4 protein-coding genes and 1 pseudogene are annotated in these 3,448 nt (G+C 62.8%); 3 read left to right on the forward strand and 2 right to left on the reverse strand.

The window, feature by feature from the left end; translation table 11 throughout:
- On the reverse strand, positions 1 to 558 hold a 558-nt coding region (locus WB785_RS12300), incomplete at its 3' end, for an FKBP-type peptidyl-prolyl cis-trans isomerase (RefSeq protein WP_424079493.1).
- Positions 559 to 755: 197 nt separating this feature from the next.
- Between WB785_RS12300 and WB785_RS12305 the strand changes: the two genes are divergently transcribed.
- On the forward strand, positions 756 to 1,046 hold the full coding sequence (locus WB785_RS12305) for an aminopeptidase (protein ID WP_424079496.1): 291 nt from the start codon (positions 756 to 758) through the stop codon (positions 1,044 to 1,046).
- Positions 1,047 to 1,107: 61 nt separating this feature from the next.
- Here the strand turns inward: WB785_RS12305 and WB785_RS12310 are convergent, their stop codons facing one another.
- Positions 1,108 to 1,674: a dihydrofolate reductase family protein gene (locus tag WB785_RS12310; protein ID WP_424079498.1), complete on the reverse strand. Its 567-nt coding sequence runs from the start codon at positions 1,672 to 1,674 to the stop codon at positions 1,108 to 1,110.
- Between the two features lie 341 nt (positions 1,675 to 2,015).
- Between WB785_RS12310 and WB785_RS12315 the strand changes: the two genes are divergently transcribed.
- Together WB785_RS12315 and WB785_RS12320 are read left to right on the forward strand one after the other, a co-directional pair.
- Positions 2,016 to 2,537, forward strand: coding sequence for a pyridoxamine 5'-phosphate oxidase family protein (locus tag WB785_RS12315; RefSeq protein WP_424079499.1), 522 nt, complete (start codon positions 2,016 to 2,018; stop codon positions 2,535 to 2,537).
- Positions 2,538 to 3,048: 511 nt separating this feature from the next.
- A pseudogene (locus WB785_RS12320) lies at positions 3,049 to 3,448 on the forward strand (transposase); the annotation flags it as partial.

Below are 3,448 nucleotides of genomic sequence, written 5' to 3' on the forward strand. Positions count from 1 at the left end.
CGCGACACCGACGGTGGATCCGACCTTTTGCCCGGCTATCGCCTTCTGAAAGCCCGGAACGACTCCGTCGAGAGGAAATTGAGTTGAACTGCCGCGTTCGTATGCGCTGTCGAACACGCGGCCGTCACGTCCGTTGACGCCCATGTAGCAGACGGAAACTGTGGCCGTGGGTGCAACGACCGGCCCATCTCCGGCATGCAGCGTGTGCACCTCGGTTTGAGTCACGCTGAACGGAGCGGTCACGTCGACCCGCGGTGCGGTCGTATCCGTCGAGCCCGTCACCGCGACGCTGCCGGTGGTCCCCGTCAGCGTCCATTCGGGTGTACCCCCATCGCCCGGTGCCGCGGTGGGGCAGGCGCTGTCTGCGGTCGCCGGTTCTGTCGGAGGCGGCGTCGTCACCGTTTCGCTGATAGCGGGCCCGCTGGCCGACGTGGAGGACGTGCTCGCCGATGGAGTTGTCTTACCGGAGCTGCACGCAGCCAGCATCGTGACGGCCGATACCGCACAGACCCCGAGCGTGGCCGAAGAATACATACGGAAGAAGTTCACGCTCGTCACGCTACATCCGCGTCAGGCAATCCCTTCCTGTAGCCCGCAATTTGGACAATCCGCCCATGCCTAGGAACCCGCGGCCGCAAGCTATACGAAAGTCCGTCGCAGGCTCGAGCAAACTACAGCACATCCCAACACGATAGAAATCATTCGCGGAGGACAACCTGAGAAACCGATTGCGCAATTTGCTGATAGGCGCGGCCGTGCTGATCGCTGGCATAGTCGGGCTGCTTTTGCCGGTTTCGGTATGGAATGGCGGCAACTCGACGATCGGATGCGGCAATGCCATCGTTGCCGAGAAGCCGGCCCCCACAACGGCGAACCTAGGACCGATCGGTGTTGCTGTTCCAGAGCAGGCCGCCCATCCCGACAATGTGGCCCAATGCGACTCGGCGATTTCGTCACGCCGGCACTGGGCGATTCCCTTGGTGATCGTCGGAACAGCCGGACTCCTGGTTGGAATCTTCTACCGCGGCCGACGCAAGACGACCTGATCTCTCGAGTGAATTTCAAGACCGGGAGAGGCACTGATTGCCGGGATGGTTGTGTGTTCGATCAGTCGTGTTTGGCCTCGTAGCGCAGCAGGACCGTGCCGCCCGGGAAAGTGCGGTTCTCCAACAGTCGCAGCGAGATCCATGACGGCAGCGTTGGGAAGAACGGGGTACCGCCGCCCACTGCGGTGGGCGTGACCACGATCCGGTACTCGTCCACCAGTCCGGCCTGCACGATCGGTGCGGCCAGCGTCGCGCCGGCCACCTCCAGCCTGCCGTCGGTTTCGGCTTTCAGCTTCGTTACCACCTCGACCGGGTCGCCGCGTTCCAGACGGGAGTTCCAGTCGACGGACTCCAGCGTGCGCGAGAACACGACCTTGGGCATGTCGCGCCAGATGTGGGCGAAGTCGACGATCACAGGGGTGGCGTCCGGGGCCTTGTCGGCGGTGGGCCAGTACGCGGACATCAGTTCGTAGAGCCGCCGCCCGTAGAACGACAGGGCGGTCTCCCGTTCGAAGTCGTTCCAGTACTGGTGCAGTTCTTCGCTCGAATCGCTCCAGTCGATGTTGCCTTGTGCGTCGGCGATGTACCCGTCCACCGACACGTTGAAGCCATAGATGAGTTTGCCCATGCAGATCAGACTGCACCGGAGGGCAGAACTCATCGCGACGCCACGTAGGCGACTGCGAATTGAAGCTCGACCGCTCCGAGGACACCAATCCCCAAGCCGCAGAGCGACTTGACCAGAAAACGGGTCCCCGTCACGAATCACCCGGCGGGGGAGAGCCGCGCGTCGGGCTATACGGCAACGGCTTGCCGGTGCGTGCGCAGACCGATGAGTTTTTCGGCCAGTTCAGGTCATAGTTAAAACGCCACGTCATACCGACCGGAAGGCATGACAGTCGGCTTTGCTGTCGTTGATTCACAAGTGGTCGATTGGCTGAGCAGGCCTGATTGGGCAAAGGAGTAGCCATGTCAGACAGTGAGCCGGATGCTGTGCTGGGGTCTTTCTCGAGTCCTGGTGCGCAAGCGACGCCGTGGGCGGCGGCGTTGGCGGTCCTCGGTGAGGCGCAGGTGTTCTGGCTTTCTACGGTGCGCCCTGACGGGCGACCACATGTGACACCGTTGTTGGCAGCCTGGAGTCTGGGTGGCATGTGCTTTACGACGGGTGGTCAGGAGCGCAAGGCGCGGAACCTGGAGCACAATCCTCGCTGCGTGCTGACGACTGGCACGAATGATTTGGCCGGTGTGGACGTCGTCATCGAGGGTGTCGCATCCGTGGTGGGTGAGCGCTCCGAGCGTCATCAGGCGCTCGCGGATTTCGAGAAGAAGTACGGCTCGCATCTGACCAGTCCGAAGGGTACCTGGTATGGGTTGGGTGAGGCCGTCATCGCTGGCGAGGTCCGGCTGTATCGCGTCGCGCCGACAGTCGGATTCGCGTTCGGCAAGCTACCGACATCCAGCCAGACACGGTATACCTGGCCGCGCCGGTGAAGACGATGCCGTACATCAGCCCAGGTCGACGCGACCCATCCGGAACGGTTGGTCGTGTGTGTCGCGGCCGCGCATCCCGACATGGCCAGCCCAATTCGCCACCAATCACCCCAAATCCGCTGTTCCAAAGCACTTTTCCTTCGCGGCCAGACTGCGCCGTACTAGGGCGGAGCAGCGATTGATGCAATATGCGGCGGACGGCGCATCCTTTTCTCGCGACGGCTTGTCGGTGTAGCACTTTAGAGTCCGGTGGATGACGAAAGACGCGAGTAAGGATCGGATCGGGTGAGAGCCTCGCGAGCGGTTGCGGCGGGCTGTCGGTCGCCTCACGGTCACCAAAGGTCGTGGAGGCGAAGGGATCCTGTCAGGACAGCTACCTCAGGAACTGGCGGAACCCTTCACGCGAGCGCTGATACGTATCGAAGCAGAACTGGCCTGACCCCGATCGATTGATCCAGGTTGCGTGAGAGTCTTACGGCCCACGTTATGGGCAGGAAGGCTCGACTAGATCATGGCGACCGGGAAGCGGCACAGTCCTGAGCAGGTTGTGCGCAAGTTGATGGCGGGCGATCGGCTGCTGGCCGAGGGCAAGGACACTGCGGCGGTGTGCCGTGAGCTGGGTGTCTCGGAGGCGACGTATCACCGCTGGCGTAATCAGTTCGGTGGCTTAAAGGCCGAAGACGCGAAGCGGCTCAAGGAGCTTGAGCGCGAGAACTCCACCCTCAAACGGCTATTGGCTGATGCCGAGCTGGAGAAGGTTGCGCTCAAGGAGATTGCGCGGGGAAACTTCTAGGCCCGGAACGCCGGCGGGCGGCAGTTCGTCATCTCCAGCGGGTGCTGGGGGTTAGCGAGCGGTTCGCTTGCCGCGTCACCGGGCAGCACCGCGCCACTCAACGGCGCGAGTCCGTGGC

The sequence above is a fragment of the Mycobacterium sp. genome (assembly GCF_049585075.1).
Taxonomy (GTDB): Bacteria; Actinomycetota; Actinomycetes; order Mycobacteriales; family Mycobacteriaceae; genus Mycobacterium.

Excerpts from the sequence above, each read along its gene's own strand:
- WB785_RS12310 (WP_424079498.1), bottom strand. The coding sequence starts at position 1,674 with ATGGGCAAACTCATCTATGGCTTCAACGTGTCGGTGGACGGGTACATC.
- WB785_RS12315 (WP_424079499.1), top strand. The coding sequence starts at position 2,016 with ATGTCAGACAGTGAGCCGGATGCTGTGCTGGGGTCTTTCTCGAGTCCT.